General features: G+C 72.4%; 18 protein-coding genes and 1 tRNA gene. 8 read left to right on the top strand and 11 right to left on the bottom strand.

What is annotated here, in order from left to right; translation table 11 throughout:
• Positions 1 to 860: 860 nt before the first annotated feature.
• Both ACR807_RS04565 and ACR807_RS04560 read right to left on the bottom strand, forming a co-directional pair.
• Positions 861 to 986 (bottom strand): hypothetical protein, encoded by a 126-nt coding sequence (locus ACR807_RS04565; RefSeq protein ID WP_438919921.1) that lies wholly within the window; start codon positions 984 to 986, stop codon positions 861 to 863.
• Between the two features lie 91 nt (positions 987 to 1,077).
• A complete protein-coding gene (locus tag ACR807_RS04560) occupies positions 1,078 to 1,341 on the bottom strand; it encodes a helix-turn-helix domain-containing protein (protein WP_438919988.1) in 264 nt (87 codons plus the stop codon).
• 103 nt (positions 1,342 to 1,444) lie between these two features.
• Here ACR807_RS04560 and ACR807_RS04555 point away from each other — a divergent pair, with 103 nt between their 5' ends.
• Positions 1,445 to 2,032, top strand: a complete 588-nt coding sequence (locus ACR807_RS04555) for a hypothetical protein (RefSeq protein ID WP_438919920.1) — start codon at positions 1,445 to 1,447, stop codon at positions 2,030 to 2,032.
• Between the two features lie 19 nt (positions 2,033 to 2,051).
• A complete protein-coding gene (locus tag ACR807_RS04550) occupies positions 2,052 to 3,221 on the top strand; it encodes a site-specific integrase (RefSeq protein ID WP_498371966.1) in 1,170 nt (389 codons plus the stop codon).
• A 120-nt stretch (positions 3,222 to 3,341) separates the two neighbouring features.
• On the opposite strand, the gene ACR807_RS04545 is transcribed toward ACR807_RS04550, so the two are convergent.
• The 7 genes from ACR807_RS04545 to ACR807_RS04515 all read right to left on the bottom strand — a co-directional run bounded on the left by ACR807_RS04545 (position 3,342) and on the right by ACR807_RS04515 (position 9,347).
• A tRNA-Pro gene (locus ACR807_RS04545) sits at positions 3,342 to 3,415 on the bottom strand.
• 180 nt (positions 3,416 to 3,595) lie between these two features.
• Positions 3,596 to 4,714, bottom strand: a complete 1,119-nt coding sequence (locus tag ACR807_RS04540; protein ID WP_438919918.1) for a sensor histidine kinase — start codon at positions 4,712 to 4,714, stop codon at positions 3,596 to 3,598.
• A complete protein-coding gene (locus tag ACR807_RS04535) occupies positions 4,708 to 5,367 on the bottom strand; it encodes a response regulator (RefSeq protein WP_438919917.1) in 660 nt (219 codons plus the stop codon). Before ACR807_RS04535 ends, ACR807_RS04540 begins: the two co-directional genes overlap by 7 nt.
• 21 nt (positions 5,368 to 5,388) lie before the next feature.
• A complete protein-coding gene (gene der, locus ACR807_RS04530) occupies positions 5,389 to 6,798 on the bottom strand; it encodes a ribosome biogenesis GTPase Der (protein ID WP_438919916.1) in 1,410 nt (469 codons plus the stop codon).
• Complete coding sequence (locus ACR807_RS04525) at positions 6,795 to 7,439, bottom strand: lysophospholipid acyltransferase family protein (RefSeq protein ID WP_438919915.1); 645 nt, start codon at positions 7,437 to 7,439, stop codon at positions 6,795 to 6,797. The genes der and ACR807_RS04525 overlap by 4 nt, the downstream gene beginning before the upstream one ends.
• Positions 7,436 to 8,164, bottom strand: coding sequence for a (d)CMP kinase (cmk, locus tag ACR807_RS04520; RefSeq protein ID WP_438919914.1), 729 nt, complete (start codon positions 8,162 to 8,164; stop codon positions 7,436 to 7,438). Before cmk ends, ACR807_RS04525 begins: the two co-directional genes overlap by 4 nt.
• 79 nt (positions 8,165 to 8,243) lie before the next feature.
• Complete coding sequence (locus ACR807_RS04515) at positions 8,244 to 9,347, bottom strand: DUF1015 family protein (protein WP_438919913.1); 1,104 nt, start codon at positions 9,345 to 9,347, stop codon at positions 8,244 to 8,246.
• 18 nt (positions 9,348 to 9,365) lie between these two features.
• On the opposite strand from ACR807_RS04515, the gene ACR807_RS04510 reads away from it, so the two are divergent.
• The 4 genes from ACR807_RS04510 (at position 9,366) to ACR807_RS04495 (ending at position 13,013) form a co-directional block, all read left to right on the top strand.
• On the top strand, positions 9,366 to 9,848 hold the full coding sequence (locus tag ACR807_RS04510) for a cation:proton antiporter regulatory subunit (RefSeq protein WP_438919912.1): 483 nt from the start codon (positions 9,366 to 9,368) through the stop codon (positions 9,846 to 9,848).
• Between the two features lie 5 nt (positions 9,849 to 9,853).
• Positions 9,854 to 11,035: a cation:proton antiporter gene (locus tag ACR807_RS04505; RefSeq protein WP_438919911.1), complete on the top strand. Its 1,182-nt coding sequence runs from the start codon at positions 9,854 to 9,856 to the stop codon at positions 11,033 to 11,035.
• A gap of 67 nt (positions 11,036 to 11,102) precedes the next feature.
• On the top strand, positions 11,103 to 12,290 hold the full coding sequence (locus tag ACR807_RS04500; protein WP_438919910.1) for a S8 family serine peptidase: 1,188 nt from the start codon (positions 11,103 to 11,105) through the stop codon (positions 12,288 to 12,290).
• 183 nt (positions 12,291 to 12,473) lie between these two features.
• Entirely contained in the window at positions 12,474 to 13,013 is a 540-nt protein-coding gene (locus ACR807_RS04495; protein WP_438919909.1) for a DUF6319 family protein, read from the top strand.
• A gap of 73 nt (positions 13,014 to 13,086) precedes the next feature.
• On the opposite strand, the gene ACR807_RS04490 is transcribed toward ACR807_RS04495, so the two are convergent.
• Positions 13,087 to 14,043, bottom strand: coding sequence for a quinone oxidoreductase family protein (locus ACR807_RS04490; protein WP_438919908.1), 957 nt, complete (start codon positions 14,041 to 14,043; stop codon positions 13,087 to 13,089).
• 5 nt (positions 14,044 to 14,048) lie between these two features.
• Positions 14,049 to 14,852, bottom strand: coding sequence for an SDR family NAD(P)-dependent oxidoreductase (locus ACR807_RS04485; protein WP_438919907.1), 804 nt, complete (start codon positions 14,850 to 14,852; stop codon positions 14,049 to 14,051).
• Between the two features lie 127 nt (positions 14,853 to 14,979).
• Here ACR807_RS04485 and fabG point away from each other — a divergent pair, with 127 nt between their 5' ends.
• Entirely contained in the window at positions 14,980 to 15,741 is a 762-nt protein-coding gene (gene fabG / locus ACR807_RS04480) for a 3-oxoacyl-ACP reductase FabG (protein ID WP_438919906.1), read from the top strand.
• Between the two features lies 1 nt (position 15,742).
• On the top strand, positions 15,743 to 16,191 hold a 449-nt coding region (locus ACR807_RS04475; protein WP_438919905.1), incomplete at its 3' end, for a MaoC family dehydratase.

Raw genomic sequence — 16,191 nt, 5'->3', positions numbered from 1 at the left:
GTGGCGTCCCCTGTGCTGCTCCCTTCGCTCCTTGGGTGCTTCCTTCGCGCCCTCTCGGGTTGATCCGCCATACCCAGCCGCCACCGAAGTCGGCCTTACCGGAGCGGACTTTGGCTCCGGCCTTGGCACGCTTCAAGGCGTCTTTGGAGAAGCCAGCCCGGTGTCCTTCGGCCAACAACTCACGCACCAGGGCCTCACCGCCGCGCCCTGTCAGGTAGTCGATGAGCCATGCGGCAGCGTCCACCCGCTCGTCCCGTCGTCGTGAGCGGAGCGCTGGAGGAGGTCAACGACCGAGGCCGTCGAGGCCCCTGCCAGACGATCCGAACGACCGTGGTCTCCCCTCCGTTGTCGGCCATGACGGGGGCGGAGATGCTCCCGTAGGACAGCGACGGGACGGTCGACACCGACACCACATTCGACTTGATGACCGACAGGACGTAGTTGTAGTCGTCCTCCGCGGCGAACCCAGGGCGTGCCGACGACCTACCTGTAGGCCCGGCACCACTGATGGCGTCGACCGGATCGACACCCGCCGTCGCCTTCCGGAAGTGCCCGATGCCCAGGATGGTCGTGCCGTCTGCTGCGCCAGGAGCCTCAACTTCTCCAACTGCGAACGCACGATGGAGTTGTCGTTGAGCTGTCCCGTGGTCAGCTTCGCCGTCAGGTCCCCGACGATCGCGCTCTTGCCAATGCCAGGTTTGCCGACCCGCAGGGCGACCTCGCCGACGGGTAGGTAGTCCCGCCACACGAACCGCGTCTGCTTGATGTCGACCTCGCGCACCGACCTCACCCGCAGGCGCCGGGTCGGTGGTTCGTCGTGCGCTCCAGGCAGAGCTTGTCCCCCGAACTCAGTCATGGCGTCAGTCCTCGGCGGACAGTGCGCGCACGAGCGACTCCGTGATCACCATGATCCGGCCGCCGTACTTGGCCACCTTGGCGGGGAACTCGTCGCGGGCGACGAGGTCGTACGCCTTGCTACGGCTCATCCCGAACGCTGTCGCCGCGGTTGACACGTCCACGGCCGGTGGCCACGTCGCCTTGATCTCCGCCAGGGTCGGACGTCGCTTGGCTTCCTGCCTACTGGCCATCGGATTCGCCCCCTCGCTGCTTCCGCTCGACCAAGCGAGCCAGGAAGGCGTGGTAGGCAATGATGTTGCGGCCACGCGGCAGTCTGTCCCCCATCTCCCAGCGGTGCACCGTGGACGCCGTGACTTCGCAGTCGTGCGCGACCAGCGATTGGCTGAGCCCGGCATCGACGCGGAGCCGCCGTGCTCTACCAGTGCGAATCCAGTTTTGAAGCTCGGCGGAGCGGTCCGCCAGAGTCTTCCCCCCGTTAGTCATGCCGACCACGTTACGCGAACGGTCTTTACTCATGCCGCACCCATGGCATACCTTGTTGGTCATCCAAGGCACTGACGATGAGGGGGGTGCGTATCGTTCTGCCGTGCCTCGCCTACCGAAGAACTTCCGGATCGCCTGGGTGTCGGTCGACGTGTTGCCGCCTGATGGCTACCTGGCTCTGACCCCGGACAGCGCCATCCCGGTTCGCTTCCAAGCCAACTTCGTGCTGGACGAGCCGGACGTCGCGGCAACGATGGAGTTGTTCGTCGGCCCCGACCTCCGGCCGGTCGTGCTGTCGATGACGGTGAAGGCCAAGGCGACGGCACCAGTCACGACGGGGGTCATGAGGCAGATCCTCGTCGACCAGATGACACGTGCGGCGGTCGAGAAAGCCACGGTGCCCGCATCCGTGCGGGACGAGTGGCTGGCGACCCTGCCCCCTGGATTCCAGCCGGTCGAGCAGCGTGAAGCCTCGTTGCCGAACGCGGATGAACGCGTCCGCAACCAGGCCGATGACGACGCCCGGCGCGCGGCGCGGATCTACTCCGACGCCGTGGCAGCAGGCAACAGGGCACCCGCGGTGGCCGTGGCCAACGTGATGAACAGGTCGCGGACGCAGGCTGCGCGGTACATCCGCAGGGCCCGGGAACTCGGATTGCTGCCCCCTCTGGGCTCATCGGAGGAGGCCTGAACTAAGGAGCTGCAAGCTCGTGGGGGACCCGATCAAGAAGATCGAGTTGAAGGACGGTACGACGAGGTACCGGTTCGTGATCGACATCGGGCGTGACCCGGCGACCGGCAAGCGTAGGCAGTTGACCAAGACCTACGGCACCAAGAAGGAAGCCCGCGCCGAGTACGCCAAGGTCAAGCACCAGACCGACGAGGGGACGTTCGTCGGGCCCGACAAGACCACCGTGTCGGCCTGGCTGGACACCTGGTTGAAGTCCACGACGGTCGACGTCGAGAAGGCCACCGCAGCCAACTACGCCGACGCGCTGCTGCCGGTGCGCGAGCGGCTCGGCGGGAAGCGGCTTCAGGACGTCACCGAAGAGGACGTCGACGAGCTGGTCAGCTGGATGCTCACCTCCGGCCGGAAGCGCGGTGGGAAGGTCGGCAGCGGGCTCAGCGTCAGGTCCGTGCAGCTCACGCTGGGGCGTTTCAGGTCATCGTTGAACGTGGCGATGCGGCGCAGGTTGGTCGTCCGCAACGTCGCCCAATACACCCAGATCCCGCGCGAAGCGCGGCGCAAGGCGGCGGCTATAGCGGCCTTGCGGGTGCCCTGGAGTGAGACGGAGGTGAGACAGTTCCTCGCCGCGATCCGCGACCACCGACTTCACGCGCCCGTGCTCTTGGCGCTGATCGGGATGCGGCCCGCCGAGGTCTGCGGACTGCGATGGTCGGCCGTTGACCTCGACGCGGGGACGCTGTCGATCGAGCTGACGCGCACGCTGGTCGAGGGTGAAGTCGAGGAGAAGGGGCCGAAGTCGGAGAAGGGCAAGCGCAAGCTGCCCCTGCCCACACCTCTGCACGCAGCGCTCAAGGCGTTCAAGGCCAGGCAGGCCGCGGAGGCGATGAGGGCCGGTGAGCTGTACGAGCGGTCCGGGTTCGTGCTGGTTGACGAGCTGGGGCACGCCTGGAAGACCGATCGACTTCGGCGGGCGATTCACAAGCTGATGGACCAAGCCAACGTGCGGAAGGTCCGGCCGTACGACGCTCGGCACGCCTGCCTGACGTACCTGGCGACGTCCGGTGTGCCGGACGTGATCGTGAGCGCCTGGGCGGGCCACGCGGATCTCAGCTTCACCAAGCGGGTGTACATCCACCCGAACGTCGAGCACCTGAGGCAAGCAGCCGACCAGCTCGGCGAACTCCTGGGCTGAAAGAAGCAGTACGAGCGTTCGTGAGAAATTGTGAGACGACGCGCCCTCAAACAGAATCAGGGCCTTGTCTCACCGTAGTGATCCAAGGCCCTGACCTGGGCTTTCGCCGTACTTCGACCGTCGGGACGACAGGATTTGAACCTGCGACCCCTTGACCCCCAGTCAAGTGCGCTACCAAACTGCGCCACGTCCCGGCCGCACCCCCCGTTGTGGGGTGCTCGCATAGCTTAGCGCACCCGCAACGGGGCCCCGACGCGGGCCCCCGACTTGGTCTTGCGGGGGCTCCTACCTGCGAAAAAGCGGAGGCCCGGTGGCTGGCGGATCCTCGTCGGCTTTTCTCGGTCGGTGCCGATCCTCCGGTCGGCGTTCGTCCACTACGCGGTCGCGTGGTCGGTGGCGCTACCGCCTTTGGCCGGGTCGTCCGCGTCGACTTTCGGGTGCCCCGTCGGCAGGGCCGCCTCCAGGGTGAAGCTGCCGTCGGCCCTTGCCGTGGTGGTCAGGGTGCCTCCCAGGAGGCTGACCCGCTCGGAGAGGCCGTGCAGGCCTTCTCCGCCTCGGTCTTGGGCGGGCACTGGGGCCGGCGGTGGGCCGTTCCGCACCTTGAGGTGGAGGTGGGAGTCGGTCGCGGTCACGTTGATCTCCACCGCTGCACCGGGAGCGTGTTTGGTCACGTTGGTCAGGGCTTCCTGGACCACTCTGTAGGCGGCTCGGCCGATCCCCGGCGGTGGGGGTGGGCTGTGGTTGGCGTAGGTCACCACCAGTCCTGCTGCTCTGGCTCGGTCGACCAGGGACGGCAGGCCCTCGAAGCCCGGGGCGGGCTCGGTGTTCAGGAGCCCCAGGGCTGCTCGCATCTCGGCCAGGGACTCCTTGGCCAGCGCACGCAGGCGACGGGCGGTGTCCCTGGTGGGTGGGTCGGTGGTGGTGGCGGCCAGGGCTGCCGCCTCCACGGCTATGAGGGTGGCGTGGTGGCCCACGGCGTCGTGGATCTCGCGGGCGATCCTGGCTCGTTCCGCGGACCTGGCCCCGTCCTCCCTCGCCTCCAGTTCGGCGGTCCGGGCCCGGTGCGCTTCGGCGAGGCTCGCGGTCAGTTCGCGCCTGGTGGTGATGAGGGCGCCCAGTGCCGCGGGGGCGCCGGACATGAAGAGGGTGAACGCGTAGGTGAGGAGGGCGGCACCCGGTGGGAGGCCCTCGCGGACCACGACGAAGGTGGCGGGGACGGCGGTCGTGAGGGTCACGCAGGCGATCACCAGCGGGGGCTTGGAGGTGCGGCCCGCGCGGTAGAGGGCGACGACGGCGGGGGGCCACCCCAGGCCGCCGACCAGGGCGGGGAGGCAGAGGACGACCGCTGCGGTGGGGCTCCGGCGGCGCAGCGGGAGGAGGAGGCACGCGGCCAGGGCGGTGGGGATCGACCAGCTGAACGGGACGCCCTCGGCCATCAGGACCATGGCGGCCGGGACGGTGACCGCCAGGAGCTCGACGAGCAGGGTCACCACGCGTCACGCACCTGGTGGGCGATGAGGGCGGCCTGGACGCGGTTCTCCACGCCGAGCTTGGTGAGGACCGTGGAGACGTAGCTCTTGACGGTGGCCTCGCTGAGCCCGAGGGACCTGGCGATGGCCTGGTTCGAGCGGCCGGAGGCGAGGAGGGACAGGACCTGGCGCTCGCGGGCGCTCAGGCCGTCCAGGTGCGTGGGTTCGCGCAGGCCGCGGGCGCGCAGCTTGGGCAGCAGGCGGGCGGTGATGCGGGGGTCGAGGACGGCGCCGCCGGCGGCCAGGTCGAGCACGGCGCGGACCAGGGCTTCCGGCTCGGCGTCCTTGAGCAGGAAGCCCTGGGCGCCCAGCTCCAGGGCGGTGGCGACGTAGTCGTCCAGGTCGAACGTGGTCAGCACGGCCAGGGCGGGCGGCGCGGACCAGGCGAGCAGCACCTTCAGCGCGGCCAGGCCGTCCATGCCGGGCATCTGCACGTCGACCAGCGCCACGTCGGGCCGCACGCGCCGGACCACGTCGAGCAGCCCGGCGCCGTCCGCCGCCTCGCCGACGACCACGACCCGGCCGTCGGCCTCCAGCAGCGTCCTCAGGCCCCGGCGCAGCAGCGGTTCGTCGTCAGCGAGGACCAATCTGACCGGCACGTCGCCAGGCAACCGCATTCCGCCTGCCGGAGCAACCGATCACTTCTTGGCGCGCTTCTCCCGGACCCGGACGGAGATGCGGACGGGGCTGCCCTCGAACCCGAACTCCTCGCGCAGCCTGCGCTCGACGAACCGCCGGTAGCCGGCCTCCAGGAAACCGGTCGTGAACAGCACGAACGTCGGCGGCCGGGTGCTCGCCTGGGTGGCGAACAGGACCTTGGGCTGCTTGCCGCTGCGCACGGGCGGCGGGGTGGCGGCGATGAGGTCGTTGAGCCAGGCGTTCAGCCGTCCGGTGGGCACGCGGGTGTCCCACGAGGTCAGGGCGGTGCGCAGGGCGGGCGCGAGCTTGCGCACGGCGCGGCCCGTCAACGCCGAGATGTTCACGCGTTCGGCCCAGGGCACCCGGACCAGGCCGCGCTCCAGCTCGCGGACCATCGCGTGCCGCCGGTCCTCGTCCACGAGGTCCCACTTGTTGAACGCGAGCACGCACGCGCGGCCGGACTCGACGACCATGGTCAGCACCCGCAGGTCCTGCTCGCTGATCGGCTCGGACGCGTCCAGCAGCACGATCGCCACCTCTGCCGACTCGATGGCGGCCTTGGTGCGCAGCGACGCGTAGTACTCGGCGCCGGACGCGAAGTTGACACGCTTGCGCAGGCCCGCGGTGTCGACGAACCGCCACGTCTCGTCGTCCAGCTCGACGAGCGAGTCGACGGGGTCGACGGTGGTGCCCGCGGTGGCGTCGACGACGGACCGGTTCTCCCCGGTCAGGCGGTTGAGCAGGGAGGACTTGCCGACGTTCGGCCGGCCGACGAGGGCGACCCGGCGGGGGCCGCCGCGCTGGGCCTCGAACGTCTCGCGGGGCGTCTCGGGGAGCGCGTTGAGGATCGCGTCGAGCATGTCGCCGGAACCGCGGCCGTGCAGGCCGGACACCGGGATCGGCTCGCCGAGGCCCATCGACCACAGGGACGCGACCTCGGCGGCGAGGCGTTCGTCGTCGACCTTGTTCGCGACCAGCAGCACGGGCCGCTTGGAGCGCCGCAGCAGCTTCACGGCGGCTTCGTCGGTGGTGGTCGCGCCGACCGTGGCGTCCACGACGAACACGATGGCGTCGGCGGTGGCCATGGCCAGTTCGGCCTGCGCGGCGACGGAGGCCATCATGCCGGTGGCGTCGGGCTCCCAGCCGCCGGTGTCGACCACGGTGAACTTGCGGCCGTTCCACAGCGCGTCGTAGGCGACCCGGTCGCGGGTCACGCCCGGCACGTCCTGCACGACCGCCTCGCGGCGGCCGATGATGCGGTTGACCAGGGTCGACTTGCCGACGTTCGGCCGGCCGACCACGGCCAGCACGGGTTGCGGGGTGGGCCCGCCGCCCTCCTCGTCGAACGTGTCGTCGTCGAGCGCGGTCCAGTCGGACTCGTCCGCCCAGGTGCCGTCCAAGTCCGTCATCGAACTTCTCCTCGCTGGCTGTCGAGCTCGGCCACCAGCGTGGCCAAGCGGTCGCGGACCTGCTCGGTGGCCTTCACGAGCGCCTGCCGACCCTTGTCGGCGGGCAGCTCGAAAGCCTCACCCACGAGCACGTCCACCACGGGCCGGAACCTCCGTCGGGTCCCGGCGGGGCGCAGGGTGCCGCGGCACGCCACGGGCACGACGAGCGCACCGGTCGAGCGGGCGAGCCACGCGGCGCCCTGCTGCGCCTCGCCCACGTCCCCCGCGCCCCGGGTGCCCTCGGGGAACACGCCGACCACGCCGCCGTCCCGCAGCACCTTCTGCGCGGCGAGCAGCGGCGTGCGGTCGGGTTCGCCGCGGCGCACGGCCAGTTGGCCGATCGCGCGCAGGCCGGTGCCCACGACGCCCTTGAACATCTCCTGCTTGATCAAGAAGACCACGCGGCGGGGGAAGGCGCCGAGGAGGATCGGTCCGTCCACCATGGAGCTGTGGTTGGCGACGATCACCACCGGGCCGGTGGTCGGCACCCGGTCCGCGTGGTGCACGCGGACCCGGAAGGGCAGGCGGAACGGGTAGCGCGCGATCCACCGGCCGACGTCGTGCAGCCGGGGCAGCGCCCCCTCGGGGAGCGGGTCGTTCACCCGTGCACCCGTCCGCTCGGCTGGGCCAGCAGGCCGCGCCCGTCGACCAGGTCGAGCAGCGCGGCGAGCACGCCGGCCAGGTCGAGGGAGGTCGTGTCGAGGACCACGGCGTCGTCGGCGGCGCGCAGCGGGGACACCGCGCGGGTCGAGTCGTAGGTGTCGCGGCGGCGCACGTCGGCGAGGGTGGCGTCCAGGGTGGACGCCCGGCCGGACGCGGCGTCCTGCTTGGCGCGGCGGGCGGCGCGGGCCTCGGCGTCGGCGGTGACGTAGACCTTGAGCGCGGCGTCGGGCGCGACGACCGTGCCGATGTCTCGGCCCTCCACGACGATGCCGCCCGCCTCGTCGAGCGCGGCGGCGATGACGCGGCGCTGTTCGGCGACGAGCAGGGCGCGCACCTCGGCGACGGCGGAGACCGGGGAGACCGCGAGGGTCACCTCGGGGCCGCGGATCTCGGCGCCGACGTCCGCGCCGTCGAGGTGGGTGGTGGAGCGCTCGGGGTCGGTGCCCTGGACGAGGGAGGCGGCGCGGGCGACCCGGGTCACCTCGGCGGTGTCGGCGAGGTCGACGCCGGAGCGCAGCACGGCCAGGGTGAGGGCGCGGTACATCGCGCCGGTGTCCAGGTAGCGTGCGCCCAGGGTCGCCGCGAGCCGGCGCGCGACGGAGGACTTGCCGGTGCCGGAGGGACCGTCGAGGGCCACCACGCCACGCAGCTGACCGTGTCCCACGGGGGTTTCCTCCTTGAGGGGGCGGTTCGTCAACCTCCAATTGTGCCTGGTGCGGGGCGTCACACCAGCATCGGCCCGGTCAGGGGCGCGCCAGGTCGGCCAGCAGCAGCCCGCTGCGCGGCTTCGGGGTGAAGTACGTGCTCTTGCGCGGCATCCGGTGGCCGGCCGCGTGGACGGCCAGCACGTCGGCCACCGGCACGGGTGCGATCCGGACCACGGCGTCGACGTCCACCGGCACCGGGTCGGTGACCGGGCGGACCCGGGGGCCGTCCAGGCCGAGGGCCCGGCGGAGCAGCACCTCCTCGACGACGGCGTGGTCGACGCCGCCCCCGACCGGCAGGACCACGCGCACGGCCGCCGCGCCGGCCACCACCACGACCACGCCCGGTGACGGCGGGGTGGCCGGTTCGACCGGGGTCACCTCCAGGCCCGCCGCGCGCCACGCCGCGACGAGGTCGTCCAGCCGCAGGCCGGTGCCGGTCAGGGCGCGGTGGATGGGGCCGACCCGCAGGGCGGGGCCGGCGGTGACGAGGGCCAGCAGGCCGTCCAGGCCCGCCGACGCGGCCACCCGGTGGTTGCCGTCGGCGACCAGCAGCGGGTGGGCGCCGGCCGCGGTGAGGAGGGCCTCCTGGTGCTCGCCCGGCCCCACCAGCCACAGGCGGTGCCGCCGGCCGCCGGGGTCGACGACGGACGCGGCGGGCTCGCCGTCCACGGCGCCGACCAGGTCGGTCAGGCCGCCGTCGTCGACCGGGACCAGCATGGCGGCGCTGGTGGCGCAGCCCAGTTCGGCCAGCACGCGGGCGCGTTCGGCGACCACCTCGGGGTAGACGTCCTCGGTGTGCCCGGCGGCGGCCGGGTCGGCCACGCACAGCAGGCCGTGCGCGGTGCCGTCCGGGCCGTCCACGCGGTAGGGGGCGACGACGTCGCGCACCTCGCGGTAGGCGGTGCCGCGCAGCCTGGCCAGCTCGGCGCGGGCGCGCGGGAGGGCGTCGAGCAGCGACTCGCCGGCGGCGAGGGCGGCGGGCGTGCGGTGCGGGTGCTGGACCGCGAGCAGCGTCCCGGGGCGGGCCCGCGCGAGGGCGGCCACGACGCGCTCCGGTTCGGCGAACTCGTCCACGTCGGGGCCCGGCACCGCGCCCCGGACCACCCAGCCCCTGCTGATCGCCCTCACCCGTCGGATCACCGGACTATGATCGATGACATGAACGTCGAGGTCACGCCGCTCCCCGGAATCGGCACCCGCCAGGACTTCATGATCCGCGCGGGCAGGCGGATCGGGGTGATCACCTACCGCGACGGCAAGTTCGAGCTGATCGTGTCGCACCCCGACGACCCCGACGGGTGCGCCGCCTCCATACCGCTCACGGCCGCCGAGGCCGGCACGCTCGCCGGCCTGCTCGGCGCACCGCAGCTGGTCGCGCACCTGGAGGAGCAGCACCGCGACGTCGCGGGCATCTCGACGCAGCAGTTCCCGATCGTGCCCGGCTCCCGGTTCGACGGGCGCCCGCTGGCCGACACGGAGCTGCGCACCCGCACCGGCGCGTCCATCGTGGCGGTCGTCCGCGCGGGTTCCGTCCACCCGTCGCCGCGCCCGGACTTCGTGTTCACGGGCGCCGACCTGGTCGTGGTCGTGGGCACCCGCGAGGGCCTGCACTCGGCCGGTGAACTGCTGGGGAGTGGCTGAACACCTTGCACAGCACAGCCATCGCGCTGATCCAGCTCGGCGCGGTCTTCTTCGGTCTCGGCCTGCTCGGCAAGATGGCCTGGCGCATCGGCATCTCGCCCATCCCGCTCTACCTGATCGGCGGCCTGGCCTTCGGGCAGGGCGGCCTGGTCCCCCTGCACGGCATCGAGGACTTCACGCACATCTCCAGCGAGATCGGCGTCATCCTCCTGCTCCTCCTGCTCGGCCTGGAGTACTCGGCGGCCGAGCTGATGACCGGCCTGAAGCGCTCGTGGACGGCCGGGCTGCTCGACATCGTGCTGAACGCCGCGCCGGGCGCGATCGCGGCGATCGTCCTGGGCTGGGGCCCGGTGGGCGCGCTGGCGATGGCCGGCGTCACCTACATCTCGTCCTCGGGCATCATCGCGAAGGTCCTCGGCGACCTGGGCCGGCTCGGCAACCGGGAGACGCCGGTGGTGCTGTCGGTGCTGGTCTTCGAGGACCTGGCGATGGCGGTCTACCTGCCGATCCTGACCGCCGTGCTGGCGGGCGTGAGCTTCGCGGGCGGCCTGACGGCGGTCGGCATCTCGCTGCTGGCCATCACCGTGGTGCTGGTGATCGCGCTGAAGTTCGGCCGGTACGTGTCGGCGATCGTGGACAGCCCGGACCCCGAGGTGTTCCTGCTGAAGGTGCTCGGCGCGGCGCTGCTGGTGGCCGGCCTGGCCTCGCAGCTCCAGGTGTCGGCGGCGGTGGGCGCGTTCCTGCTGGGCATCGCGATCTCCGGGTCGACGGCGGAGAACGCGACGCGGATGCTGGAGCCGCTGCGGGACCTGTTCGCGGCGATGTTCTTCGTGGTGTTCGGCCTGAACACGGACCCGGCGTCGATCCCGCCGGTGTTGGGCCTGGCGGTCGCGCTGGCGGTGGTGACGACGCTGACGAAGGTCGCCACGGGCTGGTGGGCGGCGAAGCGGCAGGGCGTCGGGCGGATGGGCCGGGCGCGGGCGGGCGCGGCGCTGGTGGCGCGCGGCGAGTTCTCCATCGTGATCGCCTCGCTCACGGTGGCGTCCGGCGCGGTGGACGGGCAGCTGGCGGCGCTGGCCACGGCGTACGTGCTGCTGATGGCGGTCCTGGGCCCGGTGGCGGCGCGCGTCGTCGAGCCCCTGGTGAAGTTCACCCGAAAGCGTGGTAACGAGCCGGCGGCGGTCTGACCTGTATCCCGGGGCTCGGCGGTGACCTCCTCATAGCGTCTGCCGCCGAACCCCGGAGGGGGTCGCCATGTCAGAACCAACGGGCGCCGAAACCACGGGCCGCTACCTGGTCCTCCTGGAGGACAGGTCGGCCGCGGCCGGTGCACGGGAGATGAGCCGGGTCGCGGGCATCACCGCGGCCAGCACAGCCGACCACGCCACCACGGCCGAGCTGGCCGCCGCCGACGGCGTGATCTTCCAGGACCTCGGCATCGCCGTCGTCGACGCCACCCCCGACCAGGTCGCGCGGCTGTCCCGGGCCGCCGAGGCACCGGGGCCGATCACGGTGGTCGAGGCCGAGCGGGTCGTGCGGGCGTACGACTCGGTCGACACCGGCCAGGCCGCCGCGGTCGACGAGTCGGTGTTCACCTGGGGCCTCCAGGCGGTTGGCGCGAACCTCAGCTCGGCCACCGGCAAGGGCGTCCGGGTCGCCGTGCTGGACACCGGGTTCGCCGTGGACCACCCCGACTTCGCCGGGCGCGCGGTCATCACCAACTCGTTCATCAGCGGCGAGACCGTCGACGACGCGCACGGCCACGGCACGCACTGCGTCGGCACGGCCGCGGGTCCCCGCACGCCGCTGTCGGGCGGGCCGGGCTACGGCGTCGCGCACGAGGCCGAGGTCTACGCGGGCAAGGTGCTGTCCAACGCCGGTTTCGGCTCGGACAGCGGCATCCTCGCCGGCATCGAGTGGGCCATCGCGAACGGCTGCGCCGTCGTCTCGATGTCGCTCGGCGCGGCCGTGCGGCCGGGCACGCCGCACTCGCTGGTCTTCGAGCAGGCGGCGACGCGCGCGCTGGCCAAGGGCACGCTGATCATCGCCGCCGCGGGCAACGAGAGCAGGCGGCCGGGGTCGGTCAACCCGGTCGGCCACCCGGCGAACTGCCCGTCGATCCTGGCCGTGGGCGCGGTCGACGTGCAGCGGGCCGTCGCGTTCTTCTCCTGCGGGACGGTCGACGCGGTCGGCCAGGTCGACCTGGTCGGGCCGGGCGTCGACGTCTACTCCAGCTGGAACCGGGAGGACGGCGCGCTCGGCAGGCACAAGCGAATCCAGGGCACGAGCATGGCCACGCCGCACGTCGCGGGCGTCGCCGCGCTCGTCGCCGAGCGGCACGGTGCCCGCGGGTGGGAGCTGTGGGCGAGGTTGGCGCAGTCCGGCCGCCGGCTGGGCCTGCCCTCCACGGACGTGGGCGGCGGGCTGGTGCAGGCACCCTGACGCGGGGCCCTGACTCCACGAGGCGGCCCGCCAACCGGCGCAAGCGATTGCGGCGGTCGGCGGACCGCCGCGCGCCGCCCGCGTGACCGACCCCCTACGCTGTGCGGGTCGCTCGACCCACTGTCGAACACGTGTTCTATGCTCACGGGTCGAGCCGGACGCGCAGAGAGGACTACCGAGATCGTGCAGGCGGACACGCTCGTGGAGCAGGAAGACAAGGTGGACGCCGTCGCGCCCGCCGCACCCGTGCAGGAGGACGCGCCCGTGCCGCAGGAACAGCCCGAGCCCGTGGTGAAGGCCGACAGCGCGCCCGCGGTCGTGAGCGAGCCCGAGGCCGAGAAGCCCGCGGTCGAGGCCAAGGCGGAGCCGAAGCCCGAGCCGAAGCCCGAGCCCAGGACCGAGGACGCCGAGGCCAAGCCCGCCGCGAAGCGCCCCAAGTCGACGGCCAAGAAGACCCGGACGGTCGAGCTGACGCTGACCGTCACCGGCACCGCGGACGGCGACTGGCAGGCCGACCTGGTGCACGGCACCAAGCGGGTCGTGCAGGGTCTGACCATCTCGGCCGCCGCGGTGGCCCGTGCGGCCAAGGAGCTGCACGAGGACATCTCCGGCGGCATCGAGGAGGTCATCGAGGCCGCCCGGTCCCAGCACCGCACCCGCATGGAGGAGCTGGAGGCCGAGCTGGCGAGGGTCAAGGCCGCCCTGGCCGAGCTCAGCGACTGAGCTGACGAAGCAGGTCCGGAGGGCCGCCCGCGCACCGCGTGGGCGGCCCTCCGGCGTCGGGGGCCCCGGGGGGCTAGCGCGACGGGTCGAGGACGAGCTTGCCGGTGCTGCGCCGCGAGCGGAGGTCCTCGTGGGCGCGGCGCACCTCGGACAGGCCGTACTCGCCGCCCGGCACGGCCCGCAGGTCGCCCGCGAGCACCAGGTCGAACAGCTCGGCCATGGCGCGGTGCACGACGCGGCCGGGCAGCGCGAACGCGTGCGGCAGCCACATGCCGGCCACGGCGGTGGAGCGGACGAGCAGCTTGCCGGGCGGGATCGGCGACGGCTGCTCGCGGCTGGCCATGCCGTAGAACGCGAGCCGGCCGAACGGCGCGAGCGCCGCGACGCTCTGGTCGGTGACCGCGCCGCCGGTCATGTCGAGCACGACGTCGACGCGGCGGCCGTCGTTGGCCTCGCGCAGGGCGGCGGTCATGTCCGGCGCGGTCGAGTCGACGGCCACGTCGGCGCCGAGGTCGAGGGCGAGCTTGCGCTTCTCCTCGCTGCTGGCGGTGGCGATGACGCGGCCGGCGCCCCACTTCTTGGCCAGCTGCACGGCCAGCGTGCCCACCCCGCCCGCGGCGGCGTGCACGACGACGCTCTCCCCCGGCTCCAGGTGGGCGCTGCGGCGCAGCAGCAGCCACGCCGTCGCGCCCTGCACGACCATGCTCAGCGCGGTCAGGTCGTCCACGCCGTCGGGCACGTCGAACGCGGTCGCCGCGGGCACGACGGCCTTCTGCGCGTACCCGCCGCCGCCCGAGGTGAGGGCGACGACGCGGCGGTCGCCCGCGGTGCCGACGACCTCGCCGCCGGGCACGAGCGGCAGCTCCTGCTTGGCGAGGTAGGAGTTCTCGGCCTGGTGCGTGTCGGCGTAGTTGAGGCCCGCGCGGCTGACCTCGACGAGGAGTTCACCCGGTCCGGCGACGGGGTCGGGCAGTTCGACCTCGGTGAGGACCTCCGGTCCGCCGAACTCGGTGATCTGGATGGCGCGCACGGGTGTCAGCTCTCCTCGGGGACGTCGGACGTGGTCAGCGGGTCGCGGGTGAAGCTGATCCGCTCGCCGCTCGCGGTGCGGGGGCCGGGCGGGTTGGGGAAGGTGAACGGGGCGCTGGGCCGGCCGGCCTGCACGAACCAGCATTCACCTGGTTGGCCGGAGCGCAACACGGAGATGAACGCGTCGACCACGTCGCCCACGTCCATGATGGGCATGCCGGCGGCTTCCAGGGCGTCCTTGACGCCGGTGACGATGTGGGTGTCGGCGAACGACGGGCAGACCGCGTTGACCGTGACGCCGTCGGCGGCGAGCACGGGGCCGAGGCCGCGCACGAGGCCGACGACCGCCGCCTTGTTGGCGCCGTAGAGGGGGTCCATGGGCATCGCCATCAGGCCGGCCATGCTGGCGGTGGCCACGATGCGCCCGCCGCCGCGCGCCTTGAGCGCGGGCAGGGCGGCGTGCACGCCGTACACGACGCCGTCGAGGTTGACGCCCATGACGGTGCGGTACCGCTCGACGTCGAAGTCCTCGAAGGTGAAGCCGGTGGCGATGCCCGCGTTGAGCACGGCGATGTCGAGGCCGCCGAAGCGCTCGACGGCCAGGGCGACGGCCGCCGCGCTGTCCCGGGGGTCGCGCACGTCGCAGCGGGTGAACACGCCGTCGACCTCGTCGGCCACGGCCTCGCCGCCCGCCTCGTCGACGTCGGCGAGGACGACCGAGGCCCCGGCCGCGGCGAGCCGCCGCGCCACCCCCGCGCCGATGCCGTTCGCGGCCCCGGTGACCAGTGCGACCTTGCCCGAGAACTCCACCGCGCCTCCTCTGGCGACACATTCCGACCAGTCGGTATGGTTCTCCTGACGCGCTCTGGCGTCAAGGCGACCCCACGAGTAGGTTACTAAGCGGTTGCTTAGGCCCGCAGATCAAGGAGGACTGACCGTGGCCGAGACTGACGCACGAGTGGCGATCGTCACCGGTGCCGCGCGGGGCATCGGCGCCGCCGTGGCCACCCGGCTCGCGCGGGACGGGTTCGCCGTCGCGCTGCTCGACCTGAACGAGGAGAGCTGCGCCGACGCCGTCGGGAAGATCAGGGCCGCGGGCGGCACGGCCCTCGCGGTGGGCGTGGACGTCAGCGACAGCGCCGCGGTCGAGACGGCCGTGCAGCGCGTGGCCGACGAGCTGGGCCCGCCGGTCGTGCTGGTGAACAACGCGGGCGTGCTGCGCGACAACCTGCTGTTCAAGATGACCGACGACGACTGGGACACGGTCATCGGCGTGCACCTGCGGGGCTCGTTCCTGATGAGCCGCGCGGTGCAGAAGTTCCAGACGAAGGCGGGCTGGGGCCGGGTCGTGAACCTGTCCAGCACCTCCGCGCTGGGCAACCGGGGCCAGGCCAACTACGCCGCCGCCAAGGCCGGCCTCCAGGGCTTCACCAAGACCCTGGCCATCGAGCTGGGCAAGTTCGGCGTCACGGTCAACGCCATCGCCCCGGGCTTCATCGCCACCGACATGACCGCCGCCACGGCGGCCCGCGTCGGCGTGGACTTCGAGGACTTCAAGAAGGGCGCCGCCGCCGCCATCCCGGTCGGCCGCGTGGGCACGCCCGAGGACATCGCGCACACCGCCTCGTTCCTGGTGAGCGACGGCGCCGGGTTCGTGTCCGGTCAGGTCATCTACGTCGCCGGCGGACCGAAGGACTGACATGCGGGTATTCGCGAACCTCGACGAACTGGCCGCCGCCAAGGGCGAGCACCTGGGCTTCGGCGACTGGCACGAGATCACCCAGGACGAGATCAACCTGTTCGCCGACGCCACCGGCGACCACCAGTGGATCCACGTCGACCTGGAGAAGGCCGCCGCCGGGCCCTTCGGCGCACCCGTCGCGCACGGCTACCTGACCCTGTCGCTCATCCCCATGCTGGTGCGCGACGTCTACACCGTGCAGGGCCTGAAGATGGGCGTGAACTACGGCCTGAACAAGGTCCGCTTCCCCAGTCCGGTCACGGTCGGCTCGCGCGTGCGGGCCGGGGCGGAGCTGACCGAGGTCGCCGACACCGCGCAGGGCAAGCAGGCGGTGGTGAAGGTGACCGTCGAGATCGACGGCCACCCCAAGCCCGCGTGCGTCGCCGAGACCGTGGTGCTGCTCGTCGC

It is taken from the genome of Saccharothrix sabaoui (genome assembly GCF_051756985.1).
Classification (GTDB): domain Bacteria; phylum Actinomycetota; class Actinomycetes; order Mycobacteriales; family Pseudonocardiaceae; genus Actinosynnema.
This window is presented reverse-complemented; position numbering and strand designations above follow the sequence as displayed.

Coding starts and splice junctions, on each gene's coding strand:
- ACR807_RS04565 (WP_438919921.1), bottom strand. CDS start 986: ATGAGCCGTAGCAAGGCGTACGACCTCGTCGCCCGCGACGAGTTCCCC.
- ACR807_RS04500 (WP_438919910.1), top strand. CDS start 11,103: ATGTCAGAACCAACGGGCGCCGAAACCACGGGCCGCTACCTGGTCCTC.
- ACR807_RS04510 (WP_438919912.1), top strand. CDS start 9,366: ATGAACGTCGAGGTCACGCCGCTCCCCGGAATCGGCACCCGCCAGGAC.
- ACR807_RS04535 (WP_438919917.1), bottom strand. CDS start 5,367: ATGCGGTTGCCTGGCGACGTGCCGGTCAGATTGGTCCTCGCTGACGAC.
- ACR807_RS04560 (WP_438919988.1), bottom strand. CDS start 1,341: ATGACTAACGGGGGGAAGACTCTGGCGGACCGCTCCGCCGAGCTTCAA.
- der (WP_438919916.1), bottom strand. CDS start 6,798: ATGACGGACTTGGACGGCACCTGGGCGGACGAGTCCGACTGGACCGCG.